Annotated in this window: 14 protein-coding genes and 1 tRNA gene; 3 read left to right on the top strand and 12 right to left on the bottom strand. The window is 35.4% G+C overall.

What is annotated here, in order from left to right:
- The first annotated feature begins 103 nt into the window (after positions 1-103).
- Entirely contained in the window at positions 104-517 is a 414-nt protein-coding gene (locus B0I10_RS13980) for a hypothetical protein (protein WP_112087133.1), read from the top strand.
- Positions 518-1,341: 824 nt separating this feature from the next.
- Positions 1,342-2,472, top strand: coding sequence for a hypothetical protein (locus B0I10_RS13975; RefSeq protein ID WP_146740368.1), 1,131 nt, complete (start codon positions 1,342-1,344; stop codon positions 2,470-2,472).
- 113 nt (positions 2,473-2,585) lie between these two features.
- Here the strand turns inward: B0I10_RS13975 and B0I10_RS13970 are convergent, their stop codons facing one another.
- From B0I10_RS13970 to B0I10_RS13960, 3 genes are all read right to left on the bottom strand, one after another.
- The gene (locus B0I10_RS13970; RefSeq protein WP_112087131.1) at positions 2,586-3,590 is read right to left on the bottom strand and encodes a transposase; all 1,005 of its coding nucleotides are present in this window, start codon (positions 3,588-3,590) and stop codon (positions 2,586-2,588) included.
- 344 nt (positions 3,591-3,934) lie between these two features.
- On the bottom strand, positions 3,935-5,572 hold the full coding sequence (locus tag B0I10_RS13965; RefSeq protein ID WP_112087130.1) for a T9SS type A sorting domain-containing protein: 1,638 nt from the start codon (positions 5,570-5,572) through the stop codon (positions 3,935-3,937).
- A gap of 311 nt (positions 5,573-5,883) precedes the next feature.
- Positions 5,884-9,018 carry a T9SS type A sorting domain-containing protein gene (locus tag B0I10_RS13960; protein ID WP_146740367.1) on the bottom strand — a complete coding sequence of 1,045 codons (3,135 nt, stop codon included), beginning with the start codon at positions 9,016-9,018 and terminating at the stop codon, positions 5,884-5,886.
- Between the two features lie 475 nt (positions 9,019-9,493).
- On the opposite strand from B0I10_RS13960, the gene B0I10_RS13955 reads away from it, so the two are divergent.
- Complete coding sequence (locus B0I10_RS13955) at positions 9,494-10,783, top strand: serine hydrolase (RefSeq protein WP_112087128.1); 1,290 nt, start codon at positions 9,494-9,496, stop codon at positions 10,781-10,783.
- 96 nt (positions 10,784-10,879) lie between these two features.
- Here B0I10_RS13955 and B0I10_RS13950 read toward each other — a convergent pair.
- The 9 genes from B0I10_RS13950 to B0I10_RS13910 all read right to left on the bottom strand — a co-directional run bounded on the left by B0I10_RS13950 (position 10,880) and on the right by B0I10_RS13910 (position 18,276).
- Positions 10,880-10,953 (bottom strand) — tRNA-Thr (locus B0I10_RS13950).
- Between the two features lie 78 nt (positions 10,954-11,031).
- Positions 11,032-11,298 (bottom strand): hypothetical protein, encoded by a 267-nt coding sequence (locus B0I10_RS13945; RefSeq protein WP_112087127.1) that lies wholly within the window; start codon positions 11,296-11,298, stop codon positions 11,032-11,034.
- Positions 11,299-11,466: 168 nt separating this feature from the next.
- A complete protein-coding gene (locus B0I10_RS13940) occupies positions 11,467-12,432 on the bottom strand; it encodes a type I phosphomannose isomerase catalytic subunit (protein ID WP_112087126.1) in 966 nt (321 codons plus the stop codon).
- Between the two features lie 36 nt (positions 12,433-12,468).
- Positions 12,469-12,924 (bottom strand): peroxiredoxin, encoded by a 456-nt coding sequence (locus tag B0I10_RS13935; protein ID WP_112087125.1) that lies wholly within the window; start codon positions 12,922-12,924, stop codon positions 12,469-12,471.
- Position 12,925: 1 nt separating this feature from the next.
- A complete protein-coding gene (locus tag B0I10_RS13930; RefSeq protein ID WP_112087124.1) occupies positions 12,926-13,336 on the bottom strand; it encodes a 6-pyruvoyl trahydropterin synthase family protein in 411 nt (136 codons plus the stop codon).
- A gap of 30 nt (positions 13,337-13,366) precedes the next feature.
- Positions 13,367-13,894: an isopentenyl-diphosphate Delta-isomerase gene (gene idi, locus B0I10_RS13925; protein ID WP_112087123.1), complete on the bottom strand. Its 528-nt coding sequence runs from the start codon at positions 13,892-13,894 to the stop codon at positions 13,367-13,369.
- Between the two features lie 96 nt (positions 13,895-13,990).
- Entirely contained in the window at positions 13,991-15,550 is a 1,560-nt protein-coding gene (locus B0I10_RS13920; RefSeq protein WP_112087122.1) for an NAD(P)/FAD-dependent oxidoreductase, read from the bottom strand.
- Between the two features lie 92 nt (positions 15,551-15,642).
- Positions 15,643-17,181 carry a T9SS type A sorting domain-containing protein gene (locus tag B0I10_RS13915; RefSeq protein ID WP_112087121.1) on the bottom strand — a complete coding sequence of 513 codons (1,539 nt, stop codon included), beginning with the start codon at positions 17,179-17,181 and terminating at the stop codon, positions 15,643-15,645.
- A gap of 42 nt (positions 17,182-17,223) precedes the next feature.
- A complete protein-coding gene (locus B0I10_RS13910; protein WP_112087120.1) occupies positions 17,224-18,276 on the bottom strand; it encodes a DUF2891 domain-containing protein in 1,053 nt (350 codons plus the stop codon).
- Positions 18,277-18,301 lie beyond the last annotated feature (25 nt).

Here is an 18,301-nt window from a genome sequence, read left to right as displayed (position 1 = left end):
AAGTTTTGTGCTCCGAACAAACTTCTGTGCTGAAAAGCCCGCCCATCGCCAATCTGCAAAACGTTAGTGGCTATTATGCCGAAAATTCTACTCAAAGAAAATTATGATTAAAATAGAATTTGAAGAACCGAATATAGAAACTTGCGAATGTTGTGAAAAGGAAAGTACTAAACTGACAAGATTTGTTTATAAAGATGATGATGCATTTGCAATTTATTACATAAAGTTCACCAAAGATCATGAAGAAAAAATTGCTACTGGAATAATTAGTATTGGAGATTGGGGAACTGACGAAGAACCGAAAAATAGATTCTCATTTCCATTCAGAATTTGGACGAATAGTGAAAATTTTCAAGTCGGACTAATCGATAAAGAAGAGTCGCCATGGAAACAAAGTTTACTCGGAAAAATATTGGACAGAAAAGATGCGTTGAATCATCCTTGGATAAGCGAAGTATTTCATATTACAGACCATATTGTTGTCGAAGATAAAGAAGTCGTTGAATATTTTACGTAACAATAACAGCCACTAACAGCGTTTACACGAGATTTGGGTTTTAGGCTTAATTTAACGTTGGTTTTGTATCTGAAAAATTAGTCTTAATTTAGTCCCAAACCTCGTGTAGCCGCGAAACGCTAGCGGCAAGTGTACCTGACGACTTAGCAATAAATAATAAACATTTAAAACAGAAAATTATGACTTGGTGGATTTTATTAGGAGTAGGAATTACATTTTTGACACTCATTCTTGCAGGAGCATTTAAAAAGAAAAAATGACACCCAGCATTGAAAAATCAAAAGAAATAAAATTAGTCGGAATACCACTACTCCAAATGCGACTGTTGACCGAAACGGAAATCTAAATTGTGCCTTTCAATTTAATTCCTGGCTGCGCAAATCTCACGACTTCGTGGCAACTATTTAAAATATACTATACATTGCTGCGAAGTCAGAGACGTTGAGAGCACAGTGCTACATTACAAAAAACATTTCTCGGAGCGGGAGTGTTTTGCTGCGAAGTCAGAGACATTCGCAGAGCACAGTGCTAGTAGGAAGAGTGGAATTAGTTTGAGCATTTTGCTGCGAGATGGAACTATTCGCCGAGCATAGTTTGCAACGTTATGATTCGTATTGAAAAATAGGAAGTGTTTTGCTGCGAAGTCAGAGACATTCGCAGAGCACAGTGCTAGTGGGAAGAGTGGAATTAGTTTGAGCGTTTTGCTGCGAGATGGAACTATTCGCCGAGCATAGTGTTACTTTAGATGGAACACTGCCGGGAGCGGAAGAAAGTAGTTAAGGGAGCTATTAAAATGATGGTCATAACAACTTAAATTATTAAAAATGAAAATTTTTTGCGTAAAGAGTTTAATGCTGGTTTTTATCTTGATGTTTTGCGATTCATATTCGCAAGACATTCCGAAAGACACTCTTTATGGAAAAATAAAAAGAGTGAGGGAGAAAGTTGTTTTTTTGACTAAAATAGAAAATTATAGGCTTTTTGATTTTGACGATGAAAATTACGGACACACGGGTTTTTTAGGTCCAAAATACAGTACTTGGAGGTTTTATGATAATTGGTTTAAATCTCCCGTTATCTACTATTTGAATTATGATAGATTGTATGATGTAAACAGAAATGTTACAGAAGAAACTTGGTATGGTAAAAAAGATGAATTTGTAGGATATTTTAAATATTCCTATGATGAAAAGCAACGTCTCACCAAAATGATAGATTCAAGTAATACAGATGTGGATATTGTGATTCATGATTTTAGAGATTATGGCGACCATACTTCTGAAAGTGAAATAAAAATCAACTTTGAGTTTAATTCTTTTTACACGATTTACAAAAGGTATTTCAAAGGTAAACTCACGCAAAGAAAATCATTGAACGATTACGGTGAAACAAATGAGTTTTTCTATGATTATAATGATTTTGGGAAGATATCCACCATCAAACACCGAACTAATTTTAGATACATGAGAATGGATGAAAATTCAAAAGATCGTGAAAAAGTTGATACCATAAGCATTATAAATACTAAGGAAATTTATCATTATGATGCCCAACAAAGATTAGTGAAGAAAGAATATTTTGATACATTTACCTATGATGATGATGGAAAACCAAAATATAATGGAACAGAATTAATTGTGTACAAAGATGCGCAAAATACTGAATTTTACAACGTTAAAAATGGAAAGAATGTTTTAGTAAAAAGAATTAAAACCGATTCAAAGGGGAGGCTTATTGAAAGAATACATTTTGGACATGATAGAATAAATGAAGAGTTACAAATAACCTATCAAAAAGATAAAATAGTAAAAGTAATTTGTGTTAAAGATGAGTCAAAAACATACAAAATCGACTTTTCCTATAAGTTTGATCACAATAACAATTGGATAGAAATAATTAAGACGATAAATGGTCGTGATTTATTCAAATGGATAAGAGAAATTGAATATTATTAGATAATACAAAAAAATCCCGAACACATCGGGATTTTAAATTATTTAGGTGAGACTAGTTCAAGTATTTCCTAGCTGCGCATTCTATGATAAAAAACAACTAAAAATTGTTAAAATTATGATGCAAATTTATAAGTATTAATATAAGGTGTTTCTCTGTTTACAACAGCAAAAACTCTGCTTATAAGTTTGCATCTAATATTGTTTAAAACAAGCATTGAATTTTTCCCTTCTTCTTTCTTTTTTATATAATATTCTTTCAATTGCGGATCATATTTTAATGTAGTCATGGCACACATTTGAAGTAAAGACTTCATTTTTTTATCAGCCATATGATTAACTTTGGTTCTACCTTTTATACTAGAACCAGAGCTATATTCAAATGGTGCTACTCCAGAATAACAAGCAAATTGTCTCCAGTTTTTAAAAGCAGAAAATCCTTTTGTAGCAATAATAAAATATAAACTTGTTTGTTCTCCAATGCCAGGAACTGATTTTATTAATGTATACTGTTTGTTTAAATCCTCATTAGATTTGATTATTTCTTTAATTCTCTTCTCTATTTTATTGATGGTTTTCTTGATAGTATTTGTCAAAGATTGATTAATTGTTGAAACTTCTTTGAATACCTCTTTACTGACAAACTCACTATTTTCTTTAGTTGTTTCTAAAAGTAATAAGGATTTAAGTACTTTTTCTCTTTCTGTATAAAGCATTTTCAGCTTTTGGATGTCTATCTCTGCTAAATTATATAATCGTAATTTATCAATATTTCTGTAACTGTAATAGGAAATGTCTTTTGCATCAGTCTTATCGTTTTTTCCTCTAGATATTCCTTTTGAACGTTTGATTTCAATAGCTGGAACAATCCACAAATCTAACTCTATAGCTAGCAAAGTGTAGCTTAGATGATTAGTATACACTCCTGTGTTTTCACAGCAAAACAATACTTGACTTAAATCAATGTTTCGTTTAGTCAACAACTTTACAAAATCCTTGATGGATTTTGGATTATTGTCAATCACAAAATGTTCCGATTGTAATGTTTGAGAATTTAAAAGATTTACATCTAATTTTAATTTTGAAACGTCAATTCCTACGTGAAATAAATAATTTTTCATAACTTTGAATTTAGGATAAACAAAAATGTTGAACTTCTTTAGAGCCTTTATTAGACCGCAATGTCTATCATTCTATTTGAAGCAATTCAACTGGGTTCAAGGAGAAGGCAGAGGACTAATGCGCAGCTTAGTTCTTAACTAGCAAAGTCTAAAGTTCACCTCTGCTTTCCTTTGAATAAAATTAATCATTTTTTATCGAATTCAAAGTAAAGGCAAAGTCTCACGACTTCGTGGCAACTATTTAAAATATACAATACATTGCTGCGAAGTCATAGAATACGAAGAGCACAGTGCTATTTTACAATAAACATTTCTCGGAGCGGGTTGACAATTAACAGACTACTTTACTTTTTTACAACTTTTTGTGTGGTAGTTGTCCCATTTTCATCTTCTAAAGTCAATAAATAAATTCCATTGGCTAGATGGGAAAGCGAAATTTCGGAAACGTTAGTAAAGATTTGTAGCGTTTTGCCGTAAATATCGATAACTTTTATGGTTTTTATCGTGGTTGATAGTTGAAGTTTGTCTTGCACCGGATTGGGATAAAGCGTTACGACTGGTTTTGTAAACTCCTCATTTGATAATGTGTCCGGTCCAAATTTAACCAACCAAAAGTCGGTGGCGTCAACATTATAATGCAGTCCTACAACATCGCCGTTTAATGATCTTGTGACTCCAGCAACTATATAGCCACTATCTGCAGTTTGTGCTACACAATAGGCAGTGTCTACGCGACTCCCTCCTAACGTTTTTTGCCATTGTAGCGTGCCACTGCTATCAATCTTAACTATCCAATAATCAGATTGACCTTTGTTCTCTGTGATATCCCCGTCGTTTGAAAGGGTTGTTGCAGCAATGATGTATCCACCATCTGTCGTTTGTTGAATAAAATTGGCGATATCATTGTTTGTTCCGCCGTATGATTTTTGCCAAAGTATCTCACCTATTCCGTTTAACTTTACAATCCATGCATCGCGATTACCAATTGATACCGACACATCGCCGTTGGTTGAATCTGTTCTTCCTGCTACAATATAGCCGCCATCCGCTGTAGGTTGAACTGAAAAAGCAATATCTTCGCCAGTACCACCAAGGCATTTTTGCCAAACTAGATTACCTAAACTATCTAATTTTACAACCCAATAGTCAACAGAAGCTTTGTAGGACGCACTTCCAACATCATAATACGTGTGATTGCCAGTTACGTCACCATTGTTTTTGGTTTCTGTTGTTCCTGCCACGATATAGCCACCATCAGCAGTTTGAGCCACAGAATAAGCAATATCTTCACCCGAACCACCTAAACATTTTTGCCAAACTAAATTGCCTAAACTATCTAATTTAACAACCCACATATCTGAAGTTTGTGATGGGGCGTGGTGCCCTGAAACCATTCCTTGATTAAAGTCGGCTGTACCGGCAACAATATAGCCACCGTCGGTAGTTTGTTTAATAGAATGAGCAATTTCATTACCTGTGCCACCAATACATTTTTGCCAGCTGATTGTGCCCACCGCGTTTAATTTGACAATCCACATATCGCCACTGCCATGATGACCTGTAACATCGCCACCGCTAACGGTTGTATATCCTGCTACAATGTAGCCACCATCGGTTGTTTGCACCATACTAGTAGCCGACTCTGATCCTTGGCTTCCAAGGCAATTTTGCCATTGAAAATTTCCCTGACTATCTGTTTTAACAACCCACATGTCTAACGAACCAGAATGAATTCCTTGCACAATGCCATTATTTGTGCGGGCATTGCCGGCTGCAATATAGCCTCCATCAGAAGTTTGTAATACTGGCAGGGCAAAATTAAAAGTTCCGGCTTCTGTCCCTGTTCCGCCAAGACAAACTTTCCACTCAATTGGGGGAACTTGTGCGTAAAGCAAGCATGATGAACACAAAAAAAACACTACTAAAAGTACTGTTAGCTGATTGTATAATTTTATAATGTATTGTTTTTCACAGATTTTCATAATGCCTTTTTAGTTTGAGCAAAATTATCTTTTTTTTTATGTAATTCCTATTTTGAAATACCTCCGCGAGGTCAGAGACATTTTCCCGCTCCGTCAAGTCTCGGGACTTCGTGGGAATAATTTAAAAAACCTGCTCCCCAAAGTGTTATAGCAAAGATTTGCTATGAAAAGCACCGCAAAGTCCATACTTTGAGCCAGTACTATTTTCTACTCCCCCATCTAATCCATTCCTTTTTTTATCAAAGAGACCTTTTACCCTTTTTAAATCAAAGAACTAAACTAATCGTGCCACAAAATGCCGTTTTTTGGTTTTATTTTAAGACAACTTTTTTTAGCAGTGTTCCATTTGTTGTTACAATCTTTAGTAAATATATTCCTTTGGAGTAGGGTCTTAAATCTATTTCATTTTTGTTTGTCGTTTCCAGAAGTACTCCGCTGAGATTGAATAATTCTACTTGTTGTAACGTATCCGAATCAATACTTACAAGTCCGGAAGTTGGGTTTGGATATACTTTTAGGTTTTGTGTTACAAAGGACTCCACAGTTAGCGGATCATAGATCGGAATAAAATCGGATATTGTTACTTGTGCCGTATTCGTGAGTATAGGAAAATTGTAGTCAAAATAAATGTTTGCATTATTGTCAACCACGATACCATTTGCTAATGAATTATACGTTGTTGCTTTAAATTTCACAAAACCATTGGAGCCTAATTCATTTACGGCACTATGTGGTAAGTTAATATCATTGAAAGTAAATTCAATTTCCGGTGTTACTGTTCCTCTTATCATCACTGTATAAGGATGAGAACTTATTCCCCATTGAATGGTTGCCGGATCAAGGTGAACGGAAAGTGAATCTTTTATGACCACTTTATAGGCCGTATCGGTTCCTGTATTTTGAAAACGAATCATGTAATCTAAAACGGTTCCGGCTTTTACATAATTGTTTTCTGTTATTCCGGTTGGGCTTACCAATTTATCATTGGGATCAAAGCTATCGATGATTTCCAAACAATGTACTTCGTACTCAATGTCATCATCACCCATTGGCATTGTGTTGACAAATTGGGTGCTCATCACCTCATTGTTACTACCACAACCTTCAACCGTGTCTTGGGCTATACTGTCTCCGGGATAAAACGGACTTTGATTAGCTTCCAGTCGAATTGTTTGCCCATTTGCCGGATATTCTATTACCGTATTTTGTCCTCCGTTGAGTTGAAAAGTAGCGGTTACGGCAAGGGCATTGTCTACATATAGGCGATATTCTCGTGGGTTTTGCATATTACCACTACCGGGTTCACTCGTATTTATTATGGTAAATTGCACTTGATTAGTACCTAAACATGTTCCTTCCACTTTAATGGATGATTTATCCCAACTCAGATAATCGGGGTCTAAAGCATTTGCACAATCATTTATAGGCGTTATCCATGCTTTGGTGCATTGTGTTAGTCCGGTGATGCCATCTACACATTCGGTATGATCTATAATATGAATAAAACCCGTTTGATTTGGTGCTAACGCACCGATATTGAATACGTAATTGCCCTGCGAATTTATAGTATAGGGATAATCGCTGGAAATAAAAGTAACATATTCCGGAAGTTGTACTATTACTTCTACATTTTGAGCCACTGCAAAGCCAGAATTACTGTAACTAACGTAGGTATTACTATCAAAACATCTTCGGCGTCTGTCACTTGCGATATCAACATTGAGCAGTGGGCAATTGGCTATTTCCATTGGGAAATTGAGGTTATTTGCATCTTGTCCTACATCCGTTATCGTAACTTCCTGTTGGGTGTAGCAGTTTTGTTGTATTAAGGAACTTTGAACAGGATTGGTAAGTATTTCAACAGTGTATGTTCCGGGAACTACAGGAATATCATAATTTCCATTATTATCACTTATTGAAAAACGACTAACTCCGCTAGTATCTGTAGCCTTTACGATAATAAATTTTTGTGTTACATCGGTAGGATCCAGAACGCAATTAGCATCTAAATCCTGGAATATCGTTCCGGTAATGTTACATCGGTTTGAAGGTAGTTCGTAATCCGTTATTTCAGCAAATACAGCATCTCCATTATTGGTTACAATTACGTTTTGGCCTGCGTTATAGCTAAAATCATAATCTAATCTACTGGCAAATAGTATTTTACCATGATCATATAACACGCTCGCATCCAAAGATGCTGACTCAAAATCTACTACCCATTTTATTTGATGATAAATATCTATCTTAGCTACAAATCCTTTATATCCGGATATTGATGCAATTCCCGGACTAATGCCCAAGGTAGTTTCTCCACTACATCCACCCGTGATGTAGGCTTCATTAAATTCATTAAAAGTTATAGCGGTAATTCTTAGATGGCCACTAGATAAGTAGGTGTGTTCATTAATAATGGTAGCATCACTAGTATAAAACCCAACCATTCCTTTAGAATTAGTACCTGGTGTATATCCGGTAACTCCAATAATTCCGGTTGCTGTTATGTCTAATGACGAGGCATAGTCATATCCATTATTTTCCTCATCTAACACCCTTTTTATCCAGTTTTGGGTTCCGTTTAAAGCATATGATACAAGCAAAATTCCTTTATCTGTTGAGCCATTAAAAGGCATAAGCACCCCATCAAAATACACTTGACCTTCTGCTTTACTCAAAACAATAAGTTCATTGGTTTGTGGATTAATTTTTAAATCAATTCCATAGGCAAAGGTATTATGAGGAGTTCCTCCTGCTCTTTTTGCCCATTGTATTGTTCCGTTTGGTTGGTATTTTGCTACAAGCATATCTACTGTGGTAGCATTAGAAATAGGTGGATTACTCAGTGTGATCGAATTTCCTAGAGTTATAGTTTGTCTAAAAGTTCCAGTAAGGTATACATTTCCATTAGTATCTGTGGTTACTTTTTCAAAAGAACTACCTAAGTTTCCTGAGTCGTGCCAAAGGTAATCACCATTGGTATTTACTTTGAGTAACACGCCTTCACCACCAAATTGTCCAATAGAGCCTACATTACTTAAAAGTTGACCGTTATAAGTTATATTAAAACCAGCTGATTTAAAGACAACATAAATGTCTCCAAAGGGGTCTACATGTATATCAGAAGATCTATCATAGTAAATGTTATCATTACCCCCTATTGTTTTCATCCAAACTACTTCTTTATTTACATCAAGTTTGGCAAAAAAAACATCACCACGGCCAACCATCGGATACGACAGACCATTATAGGAAAATGTATTGATAGTAGTATTGGTTTCACCAATTGAATAACCGATAATATAGGTGTTTCCTGAGCTATCTTTTGTAGATTTTGTACCATACTCGTATCCGTCTCCGGTTACTGCAGCTGCCCAAGTAAATTGTTGGGATTGACCACTGGTTACTTGGAGTAGTATTGCAACTACTAAGCATATTTTTAATCGCATGTTACTATTATTATTTTGCTCAAATATATACAATTCTCTTACATCTTTTATACCACAATCTTTTTGTAAATAAAATTCTGTTGTACTAATGATCAAGTGATTGCAAAACCGCACGAGCGAGGTTCAGACGTAGTCCAATCCGTCCAGCTCCACGTCTCCGGACTTCGTGGGAATAATTTTAAAAAAGCATGTCCATTCAAAATTTACAACCCCTCTTATTGCTCTTTCTAAAAATTTACGAATGAAAAAACTTAATTTATTAGTTTTAGTTATCTTAGTAACTATATTTTTTTCCTACTCATTGCGTGATAGCGATGAAAATGATAGGTACTGTTTACTGCTGATTCGCTAATTATCAGATAGCCGCGTTGGCTCATTGACAAATTGCCGAATTGACACCTTAAGAAAACTTTCTCGTTACTATTAAACCTTTCTCTTATTTTTGTGTCATAGAAGAAACCATAAAAAATACTTTATGAAAAATCTTTCCTTTTTCTTGCTGTTAGGCTGTTCCACTGTTGTTTGGGGGCAGGAAATTTATTTTCCACCCACCACGGGAACCACATGGGAGACTACTTCACCCAGCACTTTGGACTATTGTCCGGAAAAAATTGAAGCACTTTATACCTTTTTAGAGGAAAATCAATCCAAAGCCTTCTTACTTTTGAAAGACGGAAAAATAGTGTTAGAGCAGTATTTTGATGGTTTTCAACCCACAGACAATTGGTATTGGGCTTCTGCCGGAAAAACGATTACTGCTTTTACGGTTGGCATTGCTCAACAAGAAGGACTATTGTCTATTGAAGACCCTTCCGCTGATTATTTAGGAGAAGGTTGGACAACAGCACCACTGGAAAAAGAGCAACTTATTACCGTCAAAAACCAACTCAGCATGACCACCGGATTAGATTATACCGTTCCTAATTTAGGCTGTACCGAGCCTTCGTGTTTGTTATATCTTGCTGATGCCGGGGAACAATGGTATTATCACAATGCTCCTTACACGATACTGGATGAAGTGATTGAAGCCGCTACCGCAACTACTTTGAATCAATATTTTTCGCAAAAAGTAAGAATCCCTATTGGTATGAATGGTGCATTTTTGCCCGTTGAAGAAAATAATGTGTATTTCAGCACACCTCGTAGTATGGCTCGTTTTGGGTTACTCATGCTCAATGAGGGCAATTGGGGTACAACACCTATTATGACAGATGCTACGTATTTTAACGAAATGATTAACACCTCACAATCCCTGAATTTATCGTATGGTTATTTGTGGTGGTTGAATGGGAAAAGTTCCTATAAGGTTCCGGGAACAACCGCGACTTTTCCTGGGTTCTTAATCCCAAATGCTCCTGCTGATACCTATTTAGCGGCAGGGAAAAACGGGCAATTTTTAAGCATTACCCCCAGCGAAGGCTTGGTATGGATTAGAATGGGCGACAGTCCTGATGATTTACCCGTTCCGTTTTTATTGAATAATCAGATCTGGGATAAAATAAATGATTTGGTTTGTCCGCTTTCTACCGATGATGTAGCAAAAGATAAATGGCAAATTTTTCCTAACCCTGTGGTTAATGAATTAACTATTCAGCATGCCGATAATCTTTCTTATACTTGGGCGTTGTTTAGTCAATCGTTGCAATTTGTACAACGCGGGGATCAATTTTCATCACCTGATTTTAGTGATTATGCGAAGGGATTGTATTGGATAAAAATTCAATCTGAAAAGGATGTGATTTGGAAAAAAGTGGTAAAAAATTAAGCCTGCCATAGACTTTTTGTTGACAATAGGACTACCATCCTTGTCCTTTCATGCACAAAAAAAAGGATAACCGAAGTTATCCTTTTAAAAAAACTGAGCCGATAGAGGGACTCGAACCCACGACCTGCTGATTACAAATCAGCTGCTCTAGCCAGCTGAGCTACATCGGCGTCTCAATGTGAGTGCAAATATAATTTTGAAAATCAAATTTCCAAAACAAAAAGGCACTTTTTTATAAAAAAAATAGATTAAAGTGCGTTTACTTTTTCAACTAATTGAATAGCAGCTGCTTCTAAATCTTTTTCTACTTGTTTTAAATGAACTCTTCTGTCTTCTACTTTTTTATCGTTTAATTTTGCGATTAAAGCATCAAAAGTACTGATGGTTTCATCAATTAACGCACTTGTTTTATCCGTTGGTTTTCCTGTTGTAGTCATTTCGTGGATATAAACCGCCTCGATAATATCACCCATCACAAAATTAATGTCTTTCTTCAAATTTCTAATACTTGCCATTTTTCTTTAAATTTTAATTGCGGTGCAAAAGTACGTAAAAATTTAGAAATAAATCGACTGACATAAATTCGATGTGCTATTTTCATTTAAAGCCACGAATTTTCACGAATTGATTTCATTTACCCTATACCGTGAAATTCGTTGCAAATAAAAATGTAGTTATTAAATCTAAATTGTAGTTTCTACTAGTGTGGCTATTCCTTTCAACATAAACGAAGTGAATACGGCTGGAATCAAAACCGTATCGCCGGTTTGATAAGTATACTTTTTATCTTCGAATAGTAGTTCAAAATTACCTTCGGTACACATTAAAACCATAAACGAATCGGATGTTTTATCAATCAAAACCTCATCGTTTAACGAAATAATACTGGTTTTAAAATAAGGACAATTTACAACTGGCGTGCTTTTGTTTACAATGGCAGTATATTCTTTTTTTGCTGATGTAGTTTGGTAATTGATGGCATCCACGGCTAATTCGGTGTGCAATTCACGTTCTTTCCCATTTGCATCTACTCGGTCCCAATCATAAATCCGATACGTGACATCGCTGGTTTGTTGTATTTCGGCTAGAACAATTCCGGCTCCAATGGCGTGAATCGTTCCGGTTTCTAAAAAGAAAACATCTCCTTTTTTTACAGGAACTTCGTTTAATAGCGAAAGAATTTCGTTAGATTCTAGTTTTTGCAGGTATTCTTCTTTTGATGAATTCTCTTTGAAACCAATAATTAAACGAGCATTTTCATCGGCCTGCATCACATACCACATTTCGGTTTTGCCGAAGGAATTATGACGCTTTTTTGCCAATTCATCGTTGGGATGCAATTGAATTGATAAATTTTCGCGGGCATCTAAATACTTGAACAATAAAGGAAATTGTTTCCCAAAACGGCTATAAACAACTTTGCCTAAGATTTCTTCAGGAAATTGTTCGAGTAGTTCATTGAGGTTTTTTCCTTTAAAAAAGCCATTATTAATCACGCTCACCTCATTGGGAAGCGATGATAATTCCCAGCTTTCTCCTGTATTCTCAGAAGAAATGGGTTTATTCAAGTAGTTTTTCAACTTGGTTCCGCCCCAAATGCGTTCTTTTAAAATCGGGGTAAATGTAAAAGGATACAGTATCGTTGTCATTTTCGCTTTGCAAAAGACAAAGGTAAGCAATAGATTTTAAACCAACTTCTTTAGCATTTGAAGTGCTTTTTCAATGTGAATTTTTCCGGACAAGTTATCAAAAACCAAGCGAATTATTCCCTTTTCATCAATCACATACGTCACACGACCCGGAATTAGTCCGAATAAAGCTGTAGGAACACCAAATAAATTGCGTAATTTTTTATCATGATCCGACAAAAGAATGAACGGTAATTGGTGTTTTTGAGCAAATTTTTGATGTGAAGCGACAGAATCGCCACTCACACCAATAACTTCTGCTCCCAGCTCTTTAAAATCCTGATACTGGTCTCTAAAAGAGCACGCTTGTGTGGTGCAGCCCGGGGTGTCGTCTTTGGGATAAAAATAAATGACAGTGGGCTTTAATCCAATCACCGTTGAACTGTCAAAAGCAACTCCTTTGGAATCCTTTGCAGTAAAATCTGGAACTTTATCGCCTACTTTTAATGCCATTTTAATTTCCTTTATAGGTTACAAAATTTCTAGGTGTTTCGTATAAAACAACTTCTAAATCCAAAGCTGTTTTGATGTGATTTCGCAATTTATTCCAAATCACCACGGCAATATTTTCAGCCGTTGGGTTCAAATCAGCAAAATCCGGCACATCTACATTTAGGTTTTTATGATCAAACGCGTTTTCGATGTGTTCTTTGATTAAATCGGAAAGGATTTTTACATCCATTACAAAACCGGTTTCTTGGTCTATCTCACCGGTCACACTTACTATCAATTCATAATTGTGTCCGTGATAGTTTGGGTTATTGCACTTCCCAAAAACCAAATCGTTTTTTTCCATCGACCAATCTTTGCGATACAATCGATGAGCGGCGTTAAAGTGAGCTTTTCTGGAAACGGTTACTTTCATGGTAAATGGTTATGGGTAATTGGTGATAGGTTAAAGTTTATGTTCTTCAAGATAATGATAAAATTCATCAAAAATGATTTTGAACCAAACGGTATAAATTTCCGGGTGAATTTGCATATCTTCTTTGATTGCTTCAATACTCATCCATTTCCAGTTTTCTACTTCCTCAGGGTTAATTTTGGGTGCTTCGTTGTAATAACCAATCATCACATGGTCGAGTTCGTGTTCGGTTAAGCCATTGTCAAACGGAGCTTTGTAGATAAAGTGAAACAACTCTTTCAATTCGGCCGAAAAGCCCATTTCTTCATACAATCGGCGGGTTCCGGCTTGAATATTCGTTTCACCTTCTCGTTGGTGACTGCAACACGTGTTGGTCCACAATAAAGGGGAATGGTATTTTTGATGAGCTCTTTGCTGCAACATCACTTCGTTTTTATCATTGAGAATAAAAACGGAAAATGCACGGTGCAAAACAGCTTTTTCATGAGCTTCGAGCTTATTCATCAAACCAATTGGTTCGTCATTTTCATTTACTAAGATTACTTTCTCTTCTGTCATAGTATTTTTATAGCTCTCCAAAGGTAAGAAAAAGTTCGTTTTTATTTGGATTTATATGGATTTGTGAAAAGTTTAACGGCTGTTGAAGACGCTGTATTACCCCAAACTCTCCTTGATTTTCAACGCACATTTCTCACCATCAATCGCAGCAGAAACAATTCCGCCGGCAAACCCAGCTCCTTCTCCGCAAGGATATAAACCTTTGATTTGAAGATGTTCCAACGTTTGAGCATCTCTCGGAATTCGAACCGGTGATGATGTTCTACTTTCCGGTGCGTGCAAAATAGCTTCATTGGTTAAGTAACCCTTCATAGATTTTCCGAATTGCAAAAAACCTTCTCGCATGATTTGCGTTAAGAAACCCGGAAAAACTTGTCCCATTTCTACCGAAGTTGTTCCCGGAACATAGGACGTTTTTGGAATGGATGACGAAATTTTATTTTGTGTAAAATCGATCATGCGTTGTGCCGGAACTTTTTGTGTCTCTCCTGCCAAATGCCACGCTTTTTGTTCGATGGATTTTTGAAATTCCATTCCGGCTAACGGTCCAAATTTGGCAAATGGTTTAAAATCTTCTAATTTTAATTCGACCACAATACCTGAATTGGCGGTAGCTTGATCTCTTTTGGATGGCGACCAACCATTTGTTACCACTTCGCCCGGACTTGTTGCACATGGAGCAATCACGCCGCCGGGACACATACAAAAGGAATACATCCCACGACCATTTACTTGTTTCACGATGGAATACGGTGCCGGTGGTAGATAATCTCCTCTAAAATCACAACTGTATTGAATGCTATCAATTAATTCTTGTGGATGTTCTGCCCGAACGCCTAATGCAAAAGGTTTGGCTTCGATGAGGATTTTTTTTCTGTCCAATAATTCAAAAATATCACGAGCGGAATGTCCGGTGGCTAAAATAACTTTGTTGGCTGAAATCGTTTCACCTTTTTGGGTAACAATTCCTTGTATTTCGTTGTTTTTAATTACAAAATCGGTAACACGAGTTTCAAACAAAACTTGTCCGCCACATTCAATTATTTTTTCTCGAATATCCTGAATAATTTGTGGCAATTTATTGGTTCCGATATGTGGATGAGCTTCGATTAAAATATCCGGAGAAGCTCCGAAACCGACTAATAATTCTAAAATTCTATCTACATCACCTCGTTTTTTGGAACGCGTGTATAATTTTCCGTCGGAATACGTTCCTGCACCGCCTTCGCCAAAACAATAATTAGAATCTTCGTTTACGATATGATCAACGTTAATGGCTTTCAAATCACGACGACGGCCGCGAACCTCTTTTCCACGTTCAATAACAATTGGTTTTAAACCTACTTCGATGAGTTGAAGAGCAGCAAAAAGTCCGGCAGGACCTGCACCAATGACGATTACTTCTTGTTGATTGGCAACATTAGGATAGTTTGGTAATTCGATTTTTTGTTCAGTGAAAGATTCTCCTTGAAAGAAAATCATCAACTTTAAATTGATTTTGATTGCCTTTTGACGAGCATCGATCGAACGTTTAAGAATGGAAATATGCTGAACTTCTGACACTGAAGTCCGAATCATTTTTGCCACGTGATCTTTCAATAAAAAATCATTGGCGGCAATTTCGGGTGCAACTTGAATGAGCAGTTCTTTCGGCATAGTATTCTTTTTGCAAAAGTAATTTTTTTAATTTTATGGAATAAAAAAAGGTTCAGTAAAAACCAAACCTTCTTTAGGACAATTCTATTAGGTTATTTTTTCAAAAACTTATAATTTAAATTTTGATTATTCATTTGAATATTAATCAAATACAATCCAGATTGAAGCGTTGAAACGTCAATTGTATCATTTTCATTTAAATTATTAACTTCTTTTACTTTAGAACCATTGATAGCATAAATCGAAACTTTATCAATATTCCACTCCGATTGATTAGCAATTGAGATAAAATCTTCTGCCGGATTCGGATAAACTTGAATTAATTTTATTAATTGATTTTCCGTCAAACCTAATGCCACTTCATTGTCTAAATAATCCGGAATTTCGTTTGAATTTGTGTCATCATCCATTGGATTATTATTGCCATTGTAATCTTCATTAATTGTCAATACACCATCTCCATCATCATCGTTATCTAAATAATTTGGTATTCCATCAGCGTCTGTATCTAAGGAATCTCCGGCATCTGAATTTCTTCCATCCGGAAAAACATATTCAAATTCAGTTAAAACCATATCTCCATCATCGTCATTATCTAAAAAATTGGGAATTCCGTCTCCGTCTGTATCATCATTATATAAATTTCCATCACCATTTAAATCTTCTAAATCATTGGCTATAGAATCCAAATCATAATCCGTATTACAATCTATTACCATTAATTTTACCTGTGTTATTGTACCATTGAAGACAGCATAAAGGGTTTGTTCGTTTGGATTTACATTTGAGAAATCTGACGAATTGATTGGATTAGTTCCTGTTTCGGCATCTGATTGTGATGTAAAAATTATAACTGACTCAGGAGATTCTGAACTTAATTCTTCTTTGACTAAATTTAAATTAAAAACAGCTAATCCATCTTCATTGTCATCGCAAACAACATAATTATAAACTGAATTATCTAATGGTCTGGCAAATCGCCAACCTTCCTGACTAGCAGTCCAAACGCCTGTATCTCTTCCAGGAGGAGCTAAGGAACTAGTACCGTTTTCATTAAGAATTCCAATAACTGCTCTACCACCATTCCAAGCTGTACAAGTAGGCTTATCTAAAATTTGAACATCAATAAAATTAAAAGTTTCATACAATATTAGTTGAAAGGAACTAAAATATTCATTGCAGTTGAAACTAAAATGTGGTTGGTTTTCATATAAAACAACAAATTTTCTAAAAGGGGCATTGCCAACGATTGCATATGTTAATGAACCAACTTGATCAGAATTATCTAAATCATGAAAACATGCAAAAATTGAATTCTGAAATTCAGTATTTAACTGAGAAATTGGGGAATTAAAACTCCATGGGCTGTAAGTGTCCGCTAAATTAAGATTAAAATTTACATAACCATTTGTACATATTAATAATTCATTGTGATTATTTCCATAAAAATCAAAGTCAAAACCAATTGGAATTACTTCTGAGTATCTATCGTCAAGAGTTGCTAATGACATTGCTTCAGTAGTGTAAACTTGGTGTGGAATTGGAGAAACCGAATAATTGTTTTGCGAAAAACCAAGGTTAGTAAGTAATAAAAAAAGTACGATAATTTTTGACAAGTAGTTGTTTATCATATGTTTGTTTTTTTTCAAATATAATTAATAAAATTTGATTTGTTAATTTTTTTCTTCAAATGCTCTCAATGCAAACGAAGCCAGCCAATGTTCACCTTCATAATTTCCATCCACGACAGAAGGAAGTGAAAAATCAAGGTGTTTATCTGCTAATGGTTTTAGGTGAGAAAATTGTTTTGGATATAAATTGATCAAGTGATAAAAATTCCAAGCACGACTAAAATTTAATCCATCCAAGTGCACCAAATGACCATCGGTTCGGTCTGAAACTCGGGCAACTTCCCAATTAAAATCTTTCTTAAAAATGTTTTTACTAAACTTTTTTAACCATGGTAAAAATTCCTTTTCCGACAAAATGCGACTCATGATTGCAATTTCTTCCATACATGGCGAAAGGAAATCGGTGCCGCTAGGCTCCCAATTTAAAGGACAATTTTCATCGGATAAAAATAATCGTTTGGCATTTTCAGTGATTTGATTTTGAAAATCTTTGTTATTGGAATAAATGGCATAATCCCACGCAAACGTGAGTCCGAATGCAGTGTTATTGTGCGTTCCTGCCCTAACCGGATAGAGCAATTTTGGTAAAAATTCAACATATCGAGCTATCATCAAATTGGATAATGGCTTGAGATTTTGAGCCATTTCTTTTGCAAAAGGTGCTGTGCTGCTTTCTAATTCCAATTGAAGTTTCAACAACCAATTCCAACCATAGGTTCGTTCAAATGATTTTTCGTGATTTTTAGAAAAATAATTAATTTCAACTTGAATATTTTCTTTTGAAAGGTTAGTTTTTAGTTTATCAATAATTTCATTTTTATTGGCTAAATCCGGAAAATTATTCAACAAATAGACCAAACTCCAATGTCCGTGCACCGAAGAATGCCAATCGAAACAACCGTAAAAAGCCGGATGTAATTTTTTAGGCGAGTGAATTTCGGTTGAATCCAATAGTAGTTGATTCAACTTATTGGGATATTCCTGTTGCAAACACTTTAGCGGAAGTGAAGCCAAATGATTTGCTTGTTCTACTAAAAGTTTTTGTGCATTTAATTCAACAGAAAATAAAAGTAAACCAAAGAAGAAGTATTTCATAAAATGAATTTATTTTTGCACTAAA

This window comes from Flavobacterium lacus (assembly GCF_003268815.1).
Lineage (GTDB): Bacteria > Bacteroidota > Bacteroidia > Flavobacteriales > Flavobacteriaceae > Flavobacterium > Flavobacterium lacus.
Note: the sequence above shows the minus strand (reverse complement) of the source record. Positions and strands in the feature narration are given on the sequence as shown.